Annotated in this window: 16 protein-coding genes; 7 read left to right on the top strand and 9 right to left on the bottom strand. The window is 73.0% G+C overall.

Translation table 11 applies throughout. The annotated features are described in order from the left end of the window. Positions 1-64: 64 nt before the first annotated feature. The gene (panB, locus tag AB0424_RS05835) at positions 65-925 is read right to left on the bottom strand and encodes a 3-methyl-2-oxobutanoate hydroxymethyltransferase (RefSeq protein ID WP_366302511.1); all 861 of its coding nucleotides are present in this window, start codon (positions 923-925) and stop codon (positions 65-67) included. Between the two features lie 193 nt (positions 926-1,118). On the opposite strand from panB, the gene AB0424_RS05830 reads away from it, so the two are divergent. From AB0424_RS05830 to AB0424_RS05815, 4 genes are all read left to right on the top strand, one after another. Further along, positions 1,119-2,753, top strand: coding sequence for an MFS transporter (locus tag AB0424_RS05830; RefSeq protein ID WP_366302510.1), 1,635 nt, complete (start codon positions 1,119-1,121; stop codon positions 2,751-2,753). A gap of 4 nt (positions 2,754-2,757) precedes the next feature. Further along, positions 2,758-3,525 (top strand): TetR/AcrR family transcriptional regulator, encoded by a 768-nt coding sequence (locus AB0424_RS05825; RefSeq protein WP_366302509.1) that lies wholly within the window; start codon positions 2,758-2,760, stop codon positions 3,523-3,525. A gap of 189 nt (positions 3,526-3,714) precedes the next feature. Then, entirely contained in the window at positions 3,715-4,737 is a 1,023-nt protein-coding gene (locus tag AB0424_RS05820; protein ID WP_366302508.1) for an endonuclease/exonuclease/phosphatase family protein, read from the top strand. A gap of 120 nt (positions 4,738-4,857) precedes the next feature. Next, entirely contained in the window at positions 4,858-6,099 is a 1,242-nt protein-coding gene (locus AB0424_RS05815; protein ID WP_366302507.1) for an MFS transporter, read from the top strand. Here AB0424_RS05815 and AB0424_RS05810 read toward each other — a convergent pair. Beyond that, the gene (locus AB0424_RS05810) at positions 6,065-7,825 is read right to left on the bottom strand and encodes an NAD+ synthase (protein ID WP_366302506.1); all 1,761 of its coding nucleotides are present in this window, start codon (positions 7,823-7,825) and stop codon (positions 6,065-6,067) included. The two genes, AB0424_RS05815 and AB0424_RS05810, sit on opposite strands and share 35 nt — an antisense overlap. A gap of 76 nt (positions 7,826-7,901) precedes the next feature. Next, on the bottom strand, positions 7,902-8,870 hold the full coding sequence (locus AB0424_RS05805; RefSeq protein WP_366302505.1) for a DUF4190 domain-containing protein: 969 nt from the start codon (positions 8,868-8,870) through the stop codon (positions 7,902-7,904). A gap of 220 nt (positions 8,871-9,090) precedes the next feature. Here AB0424_RS05805 and AB0424_RS05800 point away from each other — a divergent pair, with 220 nt between their 5' ends. Further along, positions 9,091-9,255, top strand: a complete 165-nt coding sequence (locus AB0424_RS05800; RefSeq protein ID WP_366302504.1) for a hypothetical protein — start codon at positions 9,091-9,093, stop codon at positions 9,253-9,255. On the opposite strand, the gene AB0424_RS05795 is transcribed toward AB0424_RS05800, so the two are convergent. The 4 genes from AB0424_RS05795 to AB0424_RS05780 form a co-directional block, all read right to left on the bottom strand. After that, positions 9,240-9,659: a CBS domain-containing protein gene (locus AB0424_RS05795; protein WP_366302503.1), complete on the bottom strand. Its 420-nt coding sequence runs from the start codon at positions 9,657-9,659 to the stop codon at positions 9,240-9,242. The genes AB0424_RS05800 and AB0424_RS05795 overlap by 16 nt on opposite strands. Positions 9,660-9,776: 117 nt before the next feature. Then, positions 9,777-10,406 carry a DUF305 domain-containing protein gene (locus AB0424_RS05790; RefSeq protein WP_366302502.1) on the bottom strand — a complete coding sequence of 210 codons (630 nt, stop codon included), beginning with the start codon at positions 10,404-10,406 and terminating at the stop codon, positions 9,777-9,779. Beyond that, positions 10,403-11,080: a DUF3105 domain-containing protein gene (locus AB0424_RS05785; protein WP_366302501.1), complete on the bottom strand. Its 678-nt coding sequence runs from the start codon at positions 11,078-11,080 to the stop codon at positions 10,403-10,405. Before AB0424_RS05785 ends, AB0424_RS05790 begins: the two co-directional genes overlap by 4 nt. A 78-nt stretch (positions 11,081-11,158) precedes the next feature. Continuing rightward, positions 11,159-11,539, bottom strand: coding sequence for a hypothetical protein (locus tag AB0424_RS05780; RefSeq protein WP_366302500.1), 381 nt, complete (start codon positions 11,537-11,539; stop codon positions 11,159-11,161). Between the two features lie 247 nt (positions 11,540-11,786). Here AB0424_RS05780 and AB0424_RS05775 point away from each other — a divergent pair, with 247 nt between their 5' ends. Together AB0424_RS05775 and AB0424_RS05770 are read left to right on the top strand one after the other, a co-directional pair. Then, positions 11,787-13,148, top strand: coding sequence for a glutamine synthetase family protein (locus tag AB0424_RS05775; protein ID WP_073806877.1), 1,362 nt, complete (start codon positions 11,787-11,789; stop codon positions 13,146-13,148). Between the two features lie 234 nt (positions 13,149-13,382). Next, the gene (locus tag AB0424_RS05770; RefSeq protein WP_366302499.1) at positions 13,383-13,871 is read left to right on the top strand and encodes a GNAT family N-acetyltransferase; all 489 of its coding nucleotides are present in this window, start codon (positions 13,383-13,385) and stop codon (positions 13,869-13,871) included. A 9-nt stretch (positions 13,872-13,880) separates the two neighbouring features. Here the strand turns inward: AB0424_RS05770 and AB0424_RS05765 are convergent, their stop codons facing one another. Then, the gene (locus AB0424_RS05765) at positions 13,881-14,312 is read right to left on the bottom strand and encodes a VOC family protein (RefSeq protein ID WP_366302498.1); all 432 of its coding nucleotides are present in this window, start codon (positions 14,310-14,312) and stop codon (positions 13,881-13,883) included. A gap of 46 nt (positions 14,313-14,358) precedes the next feature. After that, entirely contained in the window at positions 14,359-16,410 is a 2,052-nt protein-coding gene (locus AB0424_RS05760) for a PIG-L family deacetylase (protein WP_366302497.1), read from the bottom strand. Between the last annotated feature and the right edge of the window lie 95 nt (positions 16,411-16,505).

The raw sequence follows: 16,505 nt of genomic DNA, 5'->3' as shown, positions 1-16,505 counted from the left end.
CGCAGTGGCTTGTGCCGGTTCGTCCGGCCCTGGGGCTTTCCGGGCCGGACGGACCGGGGCGGGGCTAGTGGAACGTGTGTTCCTCGGCGGGGAACGCCCCGCCGGAGACGTCCTCGGCGAAGGCGCGGGCGGCGTCGCCGAGCGTCTCGCGGAGGTTCGCGTACTGCTTGGTGAAGCGCGGGACCTTGCCGCCGGTCAGGCCGGCCATGTCGGTCCAGACGAGCACCTGGGCGTCGGTGGCGGCGCCGGCGCCGATGCCGACGGTCGGGATGTGCAGGGAGCGGGTGACCTCGGCGGCCAGCTCGGCCGGGACGAGCTCCAGGACGACGGCGAAGGCGCCCGCGTCCTGTGCCGCCTTGGCGTCGCCGAGCAGCCGGTGGGCGGCCTCGTCGCTGCGGCCCTGCACCCGGTAGCCCATGGTGTTCACGGACTGCGGCGTGAGGCCCAGGTGGGACATGACGGGGATGCCGGCCTGGACGAGCAGCTCGGTCTGCGGCAGCGAGCGCTCGCCGCCCTCCAGCTTCACCGCGTGGACGCCCGCGTCCTTGACCAGCCGGGTGGCGTTGCGCAGGGCCTGGACGGGCCCTTCCTGGTACGAGCCGAAGGGGAGGTCGCCGACGACGAGGGCGCGCCGGGTGCCCCGGACGACGGCGGCGGACAGGAACGTCATCTCGTCCATCGTGACGGGCACGGTGGTGTCGTAGCCGAGGTGGCAGTTGCCCATCGAGTCGCCGACGAGGATCACCGGGATGCCGGCCTCGTCGAAGACGGAGGCGGTCATCGCGTCGTAGGCGGTGAGCATGGGCCACTTCTCGCCGCGGACCTTGGCGGCGGCGATGTCGTGGACGGTGATGCGGCGAGTGCCCTTGCCGCCGTACAGCGCCTTGCTGCTGTCGGCGGACGTCTGGGCAGCCTGAAGCGTCATGGTGAACGGCTCCTTGTTGTGTCATCTCGAGGCGCCCTCACGGCGTCCCCGGACCACATCCATGGTGGCACTTCGCCGGGCGGGCGGGGAAGTGGGCCGGAGTGGCGCTGTTCACACCCCGGCAACGTAAAGCCTCGGTCAGGTTTTCGATACGAGACGGTCTCGTATCGAAAATGGCCCTACGGTGGTCCGTATGTCACCGCAGTCCGTCGCCCCCGCCCCGCCCCGCGTGCCCGAAGCCGTCCACCGGCGCCGCTGGGCCGTCCTCGGCGTCCTCATGCTCAGCCTGCTGATCGTCGTCCTGGACAACTCGATCCTGAACGTGGCGGTCAGGACGATCGCCGCCCCCGCGCCCACCGGCATCGGCGCCACCCAGAGCGAGCTGGAGTGGTCGATCAACTCCTACACGCTCGTCTTCGCCGGACTCCTCTTCACCTCCGGACTGCTCGGCGACCGGCTCGGCCGCAAGAAGGTGCTCCTCTTCGGCATCACCGTCTTCGGCATCGGCTCCGCCCTCGCCGCCTTCTCCGCCACCCCGGGCGAGCTCATCGCCTACCGGGCCGTGATGGGCCTCGGCGCCGCGTTCGTCATGCCCGCCACCCTCGCCGTCCTCATGAACGTCTTCGAGCGCGACGAGCAGCCCAAGGCCATCGGCATCTGGGCCGGCAGCGTCGGCCTCGCCATCGCGATAGGCCCCATCACTGGCGGCATCCTGCTCGAACACTTCTGGTGGGGATCGATCTTCCTCGTCAACGTGCCGGTGGTGATCCTCGCCCTCGCCCTGATGACCTGGCTCGTGCCCGACTCGCGGGACCCCCGCCCCGGCCGCGTCGACGTCCCCGGCGTGCTGCTCTCCGTCGTCGGCCTCGTCCTCCTCGTGTACGGGATCATCCGCGGCGGCGAACTGGCCGACTTCACCGACGTCACCGTCCTCGCCCCCGTCCTCGGCGGCCTCGCGGTCCTCGTCGGCTTCGTGCTCCACGAGCGGCGCAGCGACCACCCGGCCATCGACATGACCTACTTCAAGAAGCCCGCCTTCGCCGCCGCCGTCGCCGCGATCGCGCTCGTCTTCTTCGCGCTCATGGGCGTGACCTTCTTCTCCGCCTTCTACCTGCAGAGCGTCCGCGGCTACAGCGCCCTGCAGTCCGGACTGCTCATCCTGCCGCTCGCCGTCGCGCAGATGGTCTTCTCGCCCCGGGCCCGGCTCGTCGTCGACCGCTTCGGCGCCAAGGCCGTCTGCACCGCGGGCATGCTCCTCGTCGCCCTCGGCCTCGCCGCCTTCGCCCTCTTCGACGCCTCGACGCCGGTGTGGGTCCTGGAGGTCGTGTTCTTCCTCCAGGGCGCCGGCATGGCCCACATCATGCCGCCGGTCACCGTCGCGATCATGCAGACGCTGCCCCGCGAGAAGGCCGGCTCCGGCTCGGCGATCAACAACACCTTCCGCCAGGTCGGCGGCGCCCTCGGGGTGGCCGTCCTCGGCTCGGTGCTCTCCTCCACCTACCGCGGCGAGATCGAGGGCCACCTCGGCGCCGTCCCGGCCGCCCTGCGCGCCACGGCGGGCGAGTCCGTCGAGGCCACCCTCGCCGTCGCCGAGAAGCTCGGCCCGGCGGGCCGGGACCTCGTCGCCCCCGCGTACGACGCCTTCCTCGGTGCCATGCACGTCACCGCCGTCGCCTCCGCGGCGATCGCCGTGGCCGGCGCGGCCGTCGTCGCCGCCTTCCTCCCCGGCCGCACCCCGGCCGCCCCCGGCGAGGGGCCGGCCGACGGCGCCCCCCGGACCGCGGTCCCCGCGACCGGCGGCGAGGCGGGAGAATCGGCCCGACGATAGCCAGGTGGCAGCACCCGGACGAGAGGCGGAGCACGTGTCGCTGCAGGACGGCGGAACCCCGGACCCCCACGACGCCGGGCGCCCGCGCCCCGGCGCCGACGGGGGGCCCGGCACGGGCCCGGAGGCCGGAGCGGCGGACGCGGCGGGAACCCCCGCCGCGCCCGCTCCGCCCGGATCCGCCGCCGAGCCCGTCCGGCGGGGGCGGCCGCGGAGCGAGGCCGTCGAGCAGGCGATCTTCGACGCGGCCGCCGGCCTCCTCGCCGAGGGGGTGCCGCTCGCGGACCTGTCCGTCGAGCGGATCGCCCGCACCGCCGGCGTCGGCAAGGCGACCATCTACCGCCGCTGGGCCGGCAAGGAGGAGCTCCTGATCGACCTGGTGCGCTCGGTGGAGCCCCCCGACCCGGTGCTCCCCGGCACCTCGGTCCGGGACGACCTCGTCGCCCTCCTGGAGTCGCTGCGCCGGCGCGGTCTCGCCAAGCGCAGCTCGGCGGTGCTCCACCACGTCTTCGCGCAGATGCAGGGCTACCCCAAGCTCTGGGACGCCTACCACCACACCGTGATCGAGCCGCGGCGCCGCATCGGCCTGGACGCCGTGCGCCGCGGCATGGAGCGGGGCGAGATCCGCGCCGACCTCGACGTCGAGTTCGTCAACGACCTCCTCACCGGCCCCCTGCTGCTGCGCACCGTGATCCGCCCCGGCGCCACCCTGGAGCCCGGACTGGCCGAACGGGTCGTCGACGCGGTCATGGAGGGCCTGCGCCCCCGCGTCTGAGACCGGACCGTCGCACAGCGGCACCGACCCGTACGAATGTGCGCGTTCTGTCACAGGGTCGACGCCCGCGCCACCGGCAGGAACCCGCCACGCGCCTCCGTCGTCCCTGGGGGAGTACGACGGACCCGGGATCGCCTAGTGTCGACACCGGGTCACGCAAGACGGCAAGGCAGCAGTGAGGACAGTGCGATGGCGCGGGTGGACATGACGGAGACCGAACTCGACGGCGCGGGGAACGACCGCTCCGGGTCCCGTTTCAGGGCCGCCCTCGACCGGCTCCGCCGCGACCCGGGCATCTGGCGCCGCGGCATCCTGCTCGCCCTCGCGGCGCTGGCGCTCACCCTCCTGATGGTGTTCCACGCCGAGATGCCCAACAAGATCGGCAACCTCGGCAGCCTCACCGAGACCTTCCTGCCCTGGCTCGGTCTCTTCCTGCCCCTGCTGCTGGTCCTCGCCCTGGTGCGCCGCTCCGCCACCGCCCTGATCGCCCTGCTGCTGCCGACCGTGGTGTGGCTCAACCTCTTCGGCGGCCTCGTCGCCGACAAGTCGGTCGACGGCGGCGACCTGACCGTCGCCACCCACAACGTGAACGCCGACAACCCCGACCCCGCGGGCACCGCCCGCGAGCTGGCCGCCTCCGGCGCCGACGTGATCGCCCTGGAGGAGCTCAAGGGCGACATGGTCGACACCTACGAGCGGGGCCTCGCGGAGAGCTACCCGTACCACTCCGTGCAGGGCACCGTCGGACTGTGGAGCAAGCTGCCGCTGCGCGCCGCGCAGCCCGTCGACATCCGGATGGGCTGGACCCGCGCCATGCGGGCCACCGTCGTGACCCCGAAGGGCGAGGTGGCCGTGTACGTCGCCCACCTGCCGTCCGTCCGGGTCAAGCTGAACGCCGGCTTCACCGCCAACCAGCGCGACACCAGCGCCAACGCGCTCGGCGAGGCCATCTCCCACGACCCCCACCAGCGGATCGTCCTCCTCGGCGACCTCAACGGCACCATGAACGACCGCGCACTCAACGCCGTCACCTCGCAGCTGCGCTCCACCCAGGGCGCCGCGGGCGACGGCTTCGGCTTCAGCTGGCCGGCGTCCTTCCCGATGGCCCGGATCGACCAGATCATGGTGAAGGGCGTCGAGCCCGTCTCCTCCTGGGCCCTGCCGGCGACGGAGAGCGACCACCTGCCGATCGCCGCCCGCGTCAGGCTCTGACGGCCGCCGGCCCAGGGCGCCCGGCCGAAACCTTCCCTTCATCCCCCGGCGACCACCGGGAAGAAATCACCTGAGAGCCTTTGTTCCGTCGAAGAACTATCTTCTGGAAAGGCTCTCCCCATGCCCCTGGCGCTGCTCGCGCTCGCCGTCTCCGCCTTCGGCATCGGCACCACCGAGTTCGTGATGATGGGCCTGCTGCCCCAGGTCGCCGACGATCTCGGCACCTCCGTCCCCACCGCCGGGTACCTCGTCTCGGCGTACGCGATCGGGGTCGTCGTCGGAGCCCCGCTGCTCACCGCCCTCGGCTCCCGCATCCCGCGCAAGCGGATGCTGCTCCTGCTCATGGCCCTCTTCACGGTCGGCAACCTCGCCTCCGCGCTCGCTCCCGGCTTCGGCTGGCTCGTCGCCGGCCGGGTCCTCGCCGGCCTCCCGCACGGCGCCTTCTTCGGCCTCGGCGCGGTCGTCGCCGCCCGGCTCGTGCGCGAGGACCGGCAGGCGCGCGCGGTCGCCACCATGTTCCTCGGCCTCACCGTCGCCAACATCCTCGGCGTACCGGCCGCCACGCTGCTCGGCCAGCACCTCGGCTGGCGGGCCACCTTCCTCGTGGTCTCCGCGATCGGCCTGCTCGCCATGGCCGCGCTCGCCCGCCTCGTCCCGGTCGTGCCCGTCGACGAACGCCAGGGCCTCGGCCGCGAGCTGCGCGCCCTCGGCCGGCCGCAGGTGCTGCTGGGGCTGCTCACCGCCGTCTTCGGCTTCGCCGGCGTCTTCGCCGTCTACTCGTACCTGGCGTCGATGACGACCGAGGTGATGGGCTTCGGCGACTCCACCGTCACGATCGTCCTCGCCCTCTTCGGCCTCGGCATGACCGGCGGGGCGCTCGCCGCGGGCCCGCTGACCGACCGGGCGCTGCGCCCCACCCTGTACGGCTCGCTCGCGGCCCTCGTCCTCGCCCTGGTCGCCTTCCGCTTCACCGTCCACGTGCCCTGGCTGGCCCTGGTCACGGTCGTCGTCCTCGGCGCGGTCGGCTTCATGACGACCACCCCGCTCCAGATGCTGGTGATGAACAAGGCGAAGGACGCCCCCACGCTCGCCTCCGCCTCCAACCACTCCGCCTTCAACCTCGCCAACGCCGGGGGCGCCTGGGCGGGCGGGGCGGCGGTCGCCGCCGGCTGGGGGTGGACCTCCCCGGCCCTGGTCGGAGCGGGCCTCACCGTCGTCGGCCTGGTGATCGCGGCCGTCGCCGGGCTGCTGGACCGCACCGGCGGCACGGCGGAGGGGGCCTCCCGCGTCGTGGCCGGAGGCCCCCGTACGAGCGCCGTGCCGGAGGTCAGCCGGTCGTCGACTCCCGCCAGCGGTTCGTGACCGGCAGCCGCCGGTCCTTGCCGAAGCCCTTCGCCGAGATCTTGGTGCCCGGCGGGTACTGGCGCCGCTTGTACTCCGCCGTGTCCACCATCCGCAGCGTCCGCGTCACCAGCTCGTCGTCGAAGCCGGCCGCCACGATCTCCTCCCGGCCCCGGTCCTGGTCCACGTACAGGGCGAGGATCGCGTCCAGGACCTCGTAGTCCGGCAGCGAGTCCGTGTCGACCTGGCCCGGGCGCAGCTCTGCGCTGGGCGGCTTGGTGATCGAGTTCTCCGGGATCGGCGGGACCTGGCCGCGGTCCTCGGCGGCCCGGTTGCGCCAGCGCGCGAGCCGGAAGACGTCCGACTTGTAGACGTCCTTGATGGGCCCGAACGCGCCCACGGAGTCGCCGTACAGCGTCGAGTACCCCACCGCCAGCTCCGACTTGTTGCCCGGCGCGAGGACGAGGTGGCCCTCCTGGTTGGAGAGCGCCATCAGGGTCGTCCCGCGCAGCCGCGACTGGAGGTTCTCCTCGGCGAGCCCGGTGAGCCCGAGCGCGCCCATGTAGGCGTCGAACATCGGCTCGATGGAGACCGTGCGGAAGTGGAGACCGGTGCGGCGGGCCAGCTCGGCCGCGTCGCCGCGCGAGTGGTCGGACGAGTACTTCGACGGCATCGACACCCCGTACACCTGGTCCGCGCCGAGCGCGTCGCAGGCGATGGAGGCGACGAGCGCCGAGTCGATGCCGCCCGACAGGCCGACCAGGACCGAGCGGAAACCGTTCTTCGCGAGATAGGCCCGCAGCCCGATCACCAGCGCCGAGTACACCTCCTCGTCGTCGTCGAGCCGGTGCGCGCTGCCGCCCGCCAGCTCCGGCTCGTACGCCGGCAGCGGCTCCCCGGAGAGGACCACCCGGTCGATCCGCAGCCCGTCGTCGACCACGCCCTCGGGCGCGTCGGCGTCGGCCGCCGGCAGCTCCAGGTCGAGGATCACGCTGCCCTCGACGAACTGCGGCGCCCGCGCGACGACCTCGCCGGCCGCGTCCACGACGATCGAGTCGCCGTCGAAGACCAGCTCGTCCTGGCCGCCCGTCGTCGCCAGGTACGCGGTGACGCACCCCGCCTCGCGGGCCCGCGAGCGGACCAGTTCGAGCCGGGTGTCGTCCTTGTTCCGCTCGTACGGCGAGGCGTTCACCGACAGCAGCAGCCCGGCCCGCGCGGCGCGCGCCGCGGGGACCCGTCCGCCGTCCTGCCAGAGGTCCTCGCAGATCGCCAGGGCCACGTCGACGCCGTGGACCCGGACGACCGGCAGCGTGTCGCCCGGCACGAAGTAGCGGTACTCGTCGAAGACGCCGTAGTTGGGCAGGTGGTGCTTGGCGAAGCGCAGCGCCACCTCGCCGCCGTACAGGACGGCTGCCGCGTTCTCCGGCGAACCGGCCGGCCTGCCGAGCCTCGGCGCGGCGCGCTCCGAGCGGTCCAGGTAGCCGACGACGACCGGCAGCTCCCCGAAGCCCTCGTCCGCCAGGCGCCGGGCGAGCCCGCGCAGGGCCTCCCGGGACGCCTCGACGAAGGAGGAGCGCAGGGCGAGGTCCTCGACGGGGTATCCGGTCAGCGCCATCTCGGGGAACGCGACGAGATGCGCGCCCTGCCCGGCGGCGTGCCGGGTCCAGTGCACGATCGCCTCGGCGTTCCCGGCGAGGTCTCCGACGGTCGAGTCGATCTGATTCAGGGCGAGGCGTAGTTGAGGCACCCGCCCAGTGTAATCGTCAGACCGACGCTATGTCCTGGGAACCGGGGCGGGGAGTCCGTGGCAACCGGCCGCCGCCCTACTTCACCGGACCGGTCCAGATCACCGGGTCGTACTCCAGGAGCTTGGGCGCCAGTTCCAGCTGGAGCTCCTCGTCCGCGTCCGCCGGCAGCGAGAACGCGTAGCCCGCCTTGGCCTGCCTGCCCGGGAGGACCGTGCCCCGGAACATCTCCGTCCCCCTGCTGCCGTCGAAGATCGTGCTCGCCTGGGCGCCCTCCGCGTCGCGCGCGTCCGGCAGCGCCGTCGTGACGTCGAGCGGCCGGTCGCTGCCGTTGACGATCGTGATCGTCACCCGGAGCGCGGTGTCGCCCTTCTCGTACCCGGCGGCGAACCCGTCCGGACGGTAGGGCGCGGGCACCGAGACGGTGACCTTCACCCCGTCCGGGTACGTGTGCGTCCGGCCGAACGCCAGCGGCGCCGGGGTCGTCGGCGTCGGCGACGGCGTCGTCGGCCCCGGCGTGGGCTCCGCGTACTCCGGCGAGGCGGAGAAGAGGGGGTCGGTGGGGCGCTCGTCGTCGTCCACCGTCCACACCAGGAAGAACAGGGCCGTCGTCCACGCCACCGCGACGACGAGCGCCACCGTGCCCAGCGCGATGCCGGCGACCGCCTGGCCCCGGTCGGTCGCCTCGCCCCTGGAGGCGCGTCCGTACCCGACGATGCCGAGGACCAGCGCCAGGACGCCCATGATCCCGCCGAGCCAGAAGAGGAACGGGATCACCGCGAACACCAGCCCCACGACGCCGATGACGAGCGCGCCGACCCCGAGCCCGGTGCGGACGGGCGTCGCGGGGTACGGGGGCGTCGCGGTGTACGGGGGAGTCGGGGGCGTGCCCGCGCCCGACCACGTCCCGGCCCCCGGGAGCGCGTCCGGCCCGGGGAGCGCGTCCGGTCCGTGCGCCGGCGCCCCGGCGGCCTCCGGTCCCCCGGAGGCGTCCGTGGACGGCGGAGCCCAGGGGTCCGTGGCGGGCTGGTCTGCGGGCGTGGTCATGCGGGGTCCTCCGAGCTGATCCGAAGGACCGACGTTAGCCGAACGTGAGGCTCTGGCCAGCGATTTTCCGGCCCGCGAGGGTCAGTCGACATCCCTCCGTGACCCGCCTCGCGACCCCGCGCACGCCTGCTCGTCCCCTGCGCGCGCCTCACCCGCCGCAAACCCGGACGGATCCATCCCGACCGCTGGGAACCTTCCCCCCCCCGGCGTTCGACCCGGCATGCCCCGGAGTGACACGCGCGCCGCTGCCCTGCTCGGGCTCGGCGCGCTCGCGTACACCGCCCGGGTCCTCGAAGTGGTCGCGCACGCGGGACACCTGGTCATGCGGGACCGCCCGGACGCGGTCGCCCGGGCGGTGCTCGGCATCGGTCAGGAAGCGGCGTAGACGCTCGCGCAGAAGGACTTGATCTGCTCGTCCGACAGGTGCTGGGCCAGGTCGGCCTCGCTGATCATGCCGACGAGCCGCTTGCCCTCGATGACGGGCAGCCGCCGGATCTGGTGGCTCTGCATCTCCTCCAGGACCGCGCCCACGTCCGCGCCCGCCTCGACCCAGCGCGGCGTGCCCTTGGCCATCTCGCCACAGGTGATCTTGGACGGGTCATGGCCCATGGCCACACAGCCGACGACGATGTCGCGGTCCGTGATGATGCCGCAGAGCCGTTCGTCCTCGTCGGCGATGGGCAGGGCGCCCACGTTCAGGTTGCGCATCAGTTGCGCGGCACGGTCGAGCGTCTCGTGTGCCGGGATCCACTGGGCCCCGGGATGCATGATGTCCTTCGCCGTGGTCATGGGGTCGTACCTTTCGTCGAACGTCGTCGTACGAAGTCCCCGAGCCCACCCATTGTCGGCGGACGCCACGGCCCCCGCGACCGCAACGGGTCGCGGGGGCCGTGGCACCGCCCGGGGTCAGGCCCCGCGCTTCCTCAGCATGTCCGCCATCAGCGCCATCTCGGACTTCTGGGCGTCGACCATGCCCTGCGCGAGACCGCGCTCGACGTCCACGGTGCACTTCTCCACACAGCCCTCGGCCATGTGGACACCGCCCCTGTGGTGCTCGGTCATGAGCTTCAGGTACAGGACCTCCGCCTCCCGGCCGCTCGCCCTGCGCAGGCGGTCCAGGTCGGCGTTGGTCGCCATGCCGGGCATCAGCGCGCCGTCCAGCGGGCCCGTGTCACCGGAACCGCCCATGCCCATCCAGGTCATCGGCTCCACGCCGGACTGCACCTTCGGCAGCCCCCACATGTCCAGCCAGCCGAGCATCATGCCCCGCTGGTTGGCCTGGGTGTTGGCGATGTCGTACGCCAGCCTGCGGACCTCCTCGTCCTTCGTCCGGTCCCGGACGATGAACGACATCTCGACGGCCTGCTGGTGGTGGACCGACATGTCCCGTGCGAAGCCGGCGTCCGCCGAGGCGGCGTCCGGCGTGCGGGGCGCCTCCTCGCGGTCGGCGGAGGCGACGGTGACGGCGCCCCCGGCGAACAGCAGCGCCAGGGCGACGGCGCTGACCGCCGCGCCCTGCGTGCGGTTGAGCCTCACTGGCCCATCCCCGCACCGCCCTGGCCGTCCGCACCGATGCCGCCCGTGCAGGCCGCGCCCGGCTCGGGGGTCTGCGGACCCTGTACGTACTTCGTGAAGAACGCGTCGACCCGCGGGTCGTCGGCGCCGTCCACGGTCACCTGCTTGCCCCAGGCGGACAGCATGATCGCGCCGGCCTGGTCGTCCACCGGGCTCATCAGCGTGTACTTCGTCTTGCCGACCTTGTCGGCGAGCTTCTTCACGTCGGCCTGGGAGGCCGACTTGTTGTAGGTCACCCAGACGGCGCCGTGCTCCAGCGAGTGCACGGCGTTCACGTCGGCGACCTTCTCCTTGTAGACCACGCCGTCGCAGTTCATCCAGACCGGGTTGTGGTCACCGCCGACCGGCGGCTTCATGTCGTACTTCACGGCCGTCTCGACGTGGTTGCGGCCCAGCTTCTTCGCGTCCCAGGTCTTCTCGGCCGCGATGGGGGCCTTGGCGGCCGCGTCCTTGGCGTCCTGCTCGTCGGACTTCTTCATCAGCACGAACGTGCCGAAGCCGACCAGGCCGAGGACGACGACGCCGGAGACGCCGATGGTGACGAAGCGGTTGCGGCGCTCACGGGCCTGCTCGGCGCGGCGCATCTCCTCTATTCGGGCGCGGCGGTCGGCGTTGGAGGAGCGGGTGGCGGCCATGGTGGTGTCGTCCTTCTTCAGGGGTGGGGTGGAGTTCGGGGGTGCACGTGACGTGCGGGGGCGGTGCGCCCGCCGCCGTCACGTCCGGAGAACTTGAAGGACGTGCAGGTCCGGAGCGCGCGGCTGGGCGCCGGAACGGAGCGCGGGGCCCTCGCCCGCGAACGGCGTGAGGCGAGGGAGCCCGCCCTCCGCCTGCAGCGGCGGATCGAGCGGGGGCGCGCTGAGCACCGCGGGGGAGAGGGAGGGGAAGAGGGAGCAGCCACCGCGGTCGTACGGGCAGACGTACTCGCCCACGACCGTCGTCGCCCGCGGGGTCCCGTTGCCCTCGTGGTGGGCCGCCTCCCGGTCCGGCCCCGTCCCCAGACAGAGGAAGAGCGCGGCGAGGAGCGTCGCCACGGCACTCGCCAGTGCCATGGGACGCGCGTCGTGGGACAGGCGTACGAGCCGTGGGGCCCCCATGGGCGCAGATCGTAGTGGGCGCGGGGCCGCCGTGGGCCGAACGGGGTACCACCGGGCAGCGCACCCCGAGCACCGGACGGGGGAACGGGGACCCGCATTCGGCCTTTCCCCGTTACCTGTGTCACACCCGAGCGGGCAGTATGGGTGTGCAACGTGCGCGAAACCATGTGGTGGGATGCTCAGGTGCCCCCCGATGTAGCCGAGGCGGTGGGAGCAGGCGGCCTGACCAGCGAGGATGGGTGTGGAAATGGACAAGCAGCAGGAATTCGTGCTCCGTACGCTCGAGGAGCGCGACATCCGCTTCGTGCGCCTCTGGTTCACCGACGTGCTCGGCTTCCTCAAGTCGGTGGCCGTGGCCCCCGCGGAGCTTGAGCAGGCATTCGACGAGGGCATCGGCTTCGACGGCTCCGCGATCGAGGGCTTCGCCCGCGTATACGAATCGGACATGATCGCCAAGCCGGATCCGGGCACCTTCCAGATCCTGCCGTGGCGCGCCGAGGCCCCGGGCACGGCCCGCATGTTCTGCGACATCCTCATGCCCGACGGCTCGCCGTCCTTCGCCGACCCGCGCTACGTCCTCAAGCGGGCCCTGGCCAAGACCTCCGACCTCGGCTTCACCTTCTACACCCACCCCGAGATCGAGTTCTTCCTCCTGAAGGACAAGCCGCTCGACGGCAGCCGGCCCACTCCGGCCGACAACTCGGGCTACTTCGACCACACCCCGCAGAACGTCGGCATGGACTTCCGCCGACAGGCCATCACCATGCTGGAGTCGATGGGCATCTCGGTGGAGTTCTCCCACCACGAAGGCGCGCCCGGCCAGCAGGAGATCGACCTGCGCTACGCGGACGCCCTCTCCACCGCCGACAACATCATGACCTTCCGCCTGGTCATGAAGCAGGTGGCCCTGGAGCAGGGTGTGCAGGCCACGTTCATGCCCAAGCCGTTCTCCGACTACCCCGGCTCGGGCATGCACACCCACCTCTCCCTCTTCGAGGGCGACCGGAACGCCTTCTACGAGTCGGGCGCCGAGTACCAGCTCTCCAAGGTCGGCCGCTCCTTCATCGCGGGCCTCCTGAAGCACGCGGGCGAGATCTCCGCCGTCACCAACCAGTGGGTCAACTCCTACAAGCGCATCTGGGGCGGCTCCTCCCGCACCGCCGGCTCGGGCGGCGAGGCCCCCTCCTACATCTGCTGGGGCCACAACAACCGCTCCGCGCTGATCCGCGTCCCCATGTACAAGCCCGGCAAGACCGGTTCCTCCCGCGTCGAGGTCCGCTCCATCGACTCCGGCGCCAACCCCTACCTCACCTACGCCGTCCTCCTCGCCGCCGGCCTGAAGGGCATCGAGGAGGGCTACGAACTCCCCGCCGGCGCCGACGACGACGTCTGGGCCCTCTCCGACTCCGAGCGCCGCGCCATGGGCATCGAACCCCTCCCCCAGAACCTCGGCGAGGCCATCTCCCTCATGGAGAAGAGCGAACTCGTCGCCGAGACCCTCGGCGAGCACGTCTTCGACTTCTTCCTCCGCAACAAGAAGCAGGAGTGGGAGGAGTACCGCTCCGAGGTCACCGCCTTCGAACTCCGCAAGAACCTGCCGGTGCTGTAAGCGCAGGTCGGACCGGGCAGAACCCGGAACCGAGACTCAGGGCCGACGGTCGCGGACCGTCGGCCCTTCGTCAGGACAGCCAAAGGTCCCATGCGCCGGAGGGCCGGGTGTTGGGTCTGCGTCATGCGATCAGTGTGCGTCAAGGGCCGGTGCCGTAGGGCCGGACCGGAGTGGGGGAGTGCCGTCGGCGGGAATTGCGTTGCCCCGCTGGTGGGGGCCGTTCAGACTGCGGGCGTGAAGATCGCGTCTGTCGCCACGGTGCGGCTCCTGTTGTGTCCGCTGAGCGTCGAGGGGGCGGAGCGTGTCGTCGCCCGCGAGGCGGGGGGAGAGGACCGGTGGGCGGAGGGGTACCCGGGGGACGGGGACGTGCGGTCGGCCACCGGGTTCCTGCGGGGAGTGGCCGAGCGGGGTGACCCGGGGGTGTTCCGGCCGTACGAGATACGGGTCGACGGGGTGACCGTCGGGGGGATCGGGTTCCACGGGCCGCCGGACGCGACCGGGGTCGTCACGGTCGGGTACGGCCTGCTGCCCGCGGCCCGGGGCAAGGGGTACGCCTCGGAGGCGCTGCGGGCGCTGCTCGAAGTGGCCCGGGTGGCCGGCGTCGCCGGGGTGAAGGGGGACGCCGACCTGGACAACGCGGCCTCGCACCGGGTGATGGAGGCCGCCGGGATGCCGTGTGTCGCGGTGTCCGAGACGCTGCGCCACTTCTACCGAGCGTTCTAGAAGCCCCCCTCAGCGCTCGGACAGCTCCGTCGGGGCCTCCTGGACGACCCAGCCGTTGCCGTCGGGGTCCTCGAAGGTCATGAAGGAGTTCCAGGTGCCGCCCTTGCCCTCCTCCCAGCCCGTGGCGCCGACGTGCATGACGGGGGAGACGTCGACGCCGCGGCCGACGAGCTCGGTGCGGGCGGCGTCGATGTCGGTGACGCAGAGCTGGAGGCCGTGGAGGGTGCCGGGCGCCATCTCCTTGGTGCCGGGCATGGGAGGCATGCCGCCGAGCAGCGCGACGGAGCAGCGGGAGCCCGGCGGCGTGGCCTGGACGATGCGGACGCCGGGGGCGACCTCGTCGTCCAGGTCGATGGTGAAGCCGCACTTCCCGCCGTAGAACTCCTTGGCGCGGTCCAGGTCGGTGACGGGGACGGGCACGACTTCCAGGGTCCAGTTCATGGGGGCCACCCTCCCGCACGGGACGGCGGTCCGCACCCGGAACGGGTCAGCGGACGGCGGGCGTCCAGTGGAGGCGGCCGTCGAGGCCGATGGCGGCGACCCCGTCGGTGCCCGCGTCGGGCGCGCCGGCGAAGAGGAACTTCTCCAGCGTCCACTCGGGAGGGGCGCCCGCGGCGCGGCCGTGCGGGGCGGTCGCCAGGAAGCCGGTGCGGGAGCGGACCGCGAGCAGGCCGTCGCCGCCGCTGACGGGGCCGAAGCCCGCGACGCCGGAGCCGGGCAGCTCGGTGACCGGGGAGATCGGGCCGGCGCCGGAGAAGTCGGCGCTGCGCAGGTCGCCGGAGGCCGGCTTGCGGAACCAGAGCCGAACGCCGTCGCCGTCCGGTGCGGGGCTCGCGCTCAGCGCCAGGGTGGTCGGCGGGAGTCCCGTCCGCACCGGTCCGGTCAGGGGGCCGCCGGGCCGCTGCTGCGCCCAGGTCAGCACGGTGTCGGGGGTGCTGGCGAAGACGTACCCGCGTCCCGTGGCGTCGGTCGCCGCCACCGGGTCGCCGTAGACCTCGGTGCCGCCGAGCGTCCGCCACGGACCCCAGCCGCCGTCGGCGCGCTGCTCGCGGGCGGTGAGGCGGTGGTCGCTGTCGCGCAGGAGCAGGGTGGCCCGGCCGTCGGTGCCGACGGTGACCGCGGGCGCGCTGATGTCCGAGGTGCCGTCCGCGTCGTCGTGCTCGGGGGTGCCGAGGGAGCGCCAGGGGCCGAAGGCGCCGCCGGGGGCGCCCTGCTCGGCGGTCACGACCTCGCGCTGGTAGGCGGAGGCGCTGCCGCCGAGCGTGGTGCGGGTGGCGAAGACCGCCGTACGGCCGTCGGGAAGGGCGACGGAGGTGACGCCGCTGTCGAGGCCGTCGCCGGGCAGCAGCTCCGGTCCGCGCCAGGCGCCGACGCCGGCCGGCTTGCGCCAGGCGGCGAGGCGTCCGTCGAGGACCGCGAAGGCGTGGAGCCCGCCGTCGGGGTCGCGCTGCACCCAGGAGGTGGAGGTGGACCGGGCGTAGCGGACGGTCTGGGTCCAGCCCCGTCCGCCGGGCCGTGCGGCCACCTTCAGGTCGCCGCATCCGGCGGTGGTCCCGCAGTCGTTGACGCCGTCCGTCCAGGCGTAGGTCTCCAGGGTCCGCAGCTTCGCCCCGGCCGTCTCGGGGTCAAGGGTGTGCGGCAGGGTGCTGGTCGGGTAGCCCAGGTAGTTCTGGACGCCGACGTGGGGGTGCCCGGGGGTGTCCGCGTACCGGGCCAGCGCGGCCTGGACGAACCGCGCCCCGTACAGGTGGTCCTGGTGGTCGCGGAGCTTGCCCCGGGTCCCGGGCCAGGTGCCGGGGGTGGGGTCCTGCATGCGGACGAAGGTCGGCCGGAAACGCTGGAGGAGCCCGGCGACGGTGGCGACGACCTGGTCCTTCGTGTACGTGAAGTCGGCCGTGACGGGGGTGCCCGCGGCGCGCTGGGAGGCGAGCGCGTCGATCCGGCCGTGCCAGAGGCCGTTGAGGCTCTCCGGGCGGTCGTCGCTGATGGAGCCGGCCTCGCGGAGCTGGAGCCAGACCAGCTTGACCTGGGGCTGCGCGCGCAGGGTGTCCAGCTCGGCGGTGGCGCCTCCGGCCGTGGGTATCGCGGTCCGGTCCCAGACGGCGGTGCGGCTTCCGGTGGCCATCTCGGCGTAGGCGGCGCGTATGCCGTTCTGCCGGGCTTCGGCGTAGCCGGCCTTGTCGGGGGCGGCGCCGGCGGCGTCGACGGGGCGGGCGTTGACGCCGTCGGACTCGCCCGCGGTGAGGTAGACGGAGGCCAGGGGGCTGCCGGAGTGGAGGGACTGGGCGATGTCCGGGTTCATGAAGAACAGGTCGTCGTCGGGGTGGGCGACGATCTGGACGACGGAGGTGGCGGGCTGCGGGGTCCGCGCCGGTGCGGCGGGCGCCTTGGCCTCGTGGGCCGGGGGCGGCGCCGAGGGTCCCTCCGGCTTCGCCGTCGTCACCGAGAGGAGACCGGCGAAGGTGCCGCCGACGAGCGTGGTGGCGACGGCCGCAGAAACGATTCTGCGGCGGGAGGGGCGGCGGGGGCGGACAGACATGTGCGGCGGCGCTTTCACTGACGGGCGGGGCGGGGCGGGGCGGGGCGAGGCTGGGCTGGGCGAGGCGTGGTCCCGCCTGCCTCGACGGGAACACC

The organism is Streptomyces sp. NPDC051180 (genome assembly GCF_040689545.1).
Classification (GTDB): Bacteria; Actinomycetota; Actinomycetes; order Streptomycetales; family Streptomycetaceae; genus Streptomyces.
This window is presented reverse-complemented; position numbering and strand designations above follow the sequence as displayed.

What these genes read in the sequence shown, in the direction of transcription:
- panB (WP_366302511.1), bottom strand. Translation starts at nt 925, where the DNA reads ATGACGCTTCAGGCTGCCCAGACGTCCGCCGACAGCAGCAAGGCGCTG.
- AB0424_RS05830 (WP_366302510.1), top strand. Translation starts at nt 1,119, where the DNA reads ATGTCACCGCAGTCCGTCGCCCCCGCCCCGCCCCGCGTGCCCGAAGCC.
- AB0424_RS05820 (WP_366302508.1), top strand. Translation starts at nt 3,715, where the DNA reads ATGGCGCGGGTGGACATGACGGAGACCGAACTCGACGGCGCGGGGAAC.
- AB0424_RS05815 (WP_366302507.1), top strand. Translation starts at nt 4,858, where the DNA reads ATGCCCCTGGCGCTGCTCGCGCTCGCCGTCTCCGCCTTCGGCATCGGC.
- AB0424_RS05805 (WP_366302505.1), bottom strand. Translation starts at nt 8,870, where the DNA reads ATGACCACGCCCGCAGACCAGCCCGCCACGGACCCCTGGGCTCCGCCG.
- AB0424_RS05800 (WP_366302504.1), top strand. Translation starts at nt 9,091, where the DNA reads ATGCCCCGGAGTGACACGCGCGCCGCTGCCCTGCTCGGGCTCGGCGCG.
- AB0424_RS05795 (WP_366302503.1), bottom strand. Translation starts at nt 9,659, where the DNA reads ATGACCACGGCGAAGGACATCATGCATCCCGGGGCCCAGTGGATCCCG.
- AB0424_RS05785 (WP_366302501.1), bottom strand. Translation starts at nt 11,080, where the DNA reads ATGGCCGCCACCCGCTCCTCCAACGCCGACCGCCGCGCCCGAATAGAG.
- AB0424_RS05780 (WP_366302500.1), bottom strand. Translation starts at nt 11,539, where the DNA reads ATGGGGGCCCCACGGCTCGTACGCCTGTCCCACGACGCGCGTCCCATG.
- AB0424_RS05775 (WP_073806877.1), top strand. Translation starts at nt 11,787, where the DNA reads ATGGACAAGCAGCAGGAATTCGTGCTCCGTACGCTCGAGGAGCGCGAC.
- AB0424_RS05765 (WP_366302498.1), bottom strand. Translation starts at nt 14,312, where the DNA reads ATGAACTGGACCCTGGAAGTCGTGCCCGTCCCCGTCACCGACCTGGAC.
- AB0424_RS05760 (WP_366302497.1), bottom strand. Translation starts at nt 16,410, where the DNA reads ATGTCTGTCCGCCCCCGCCGCCCCTCCCGCCGCAGAATCGTTTCTGCG.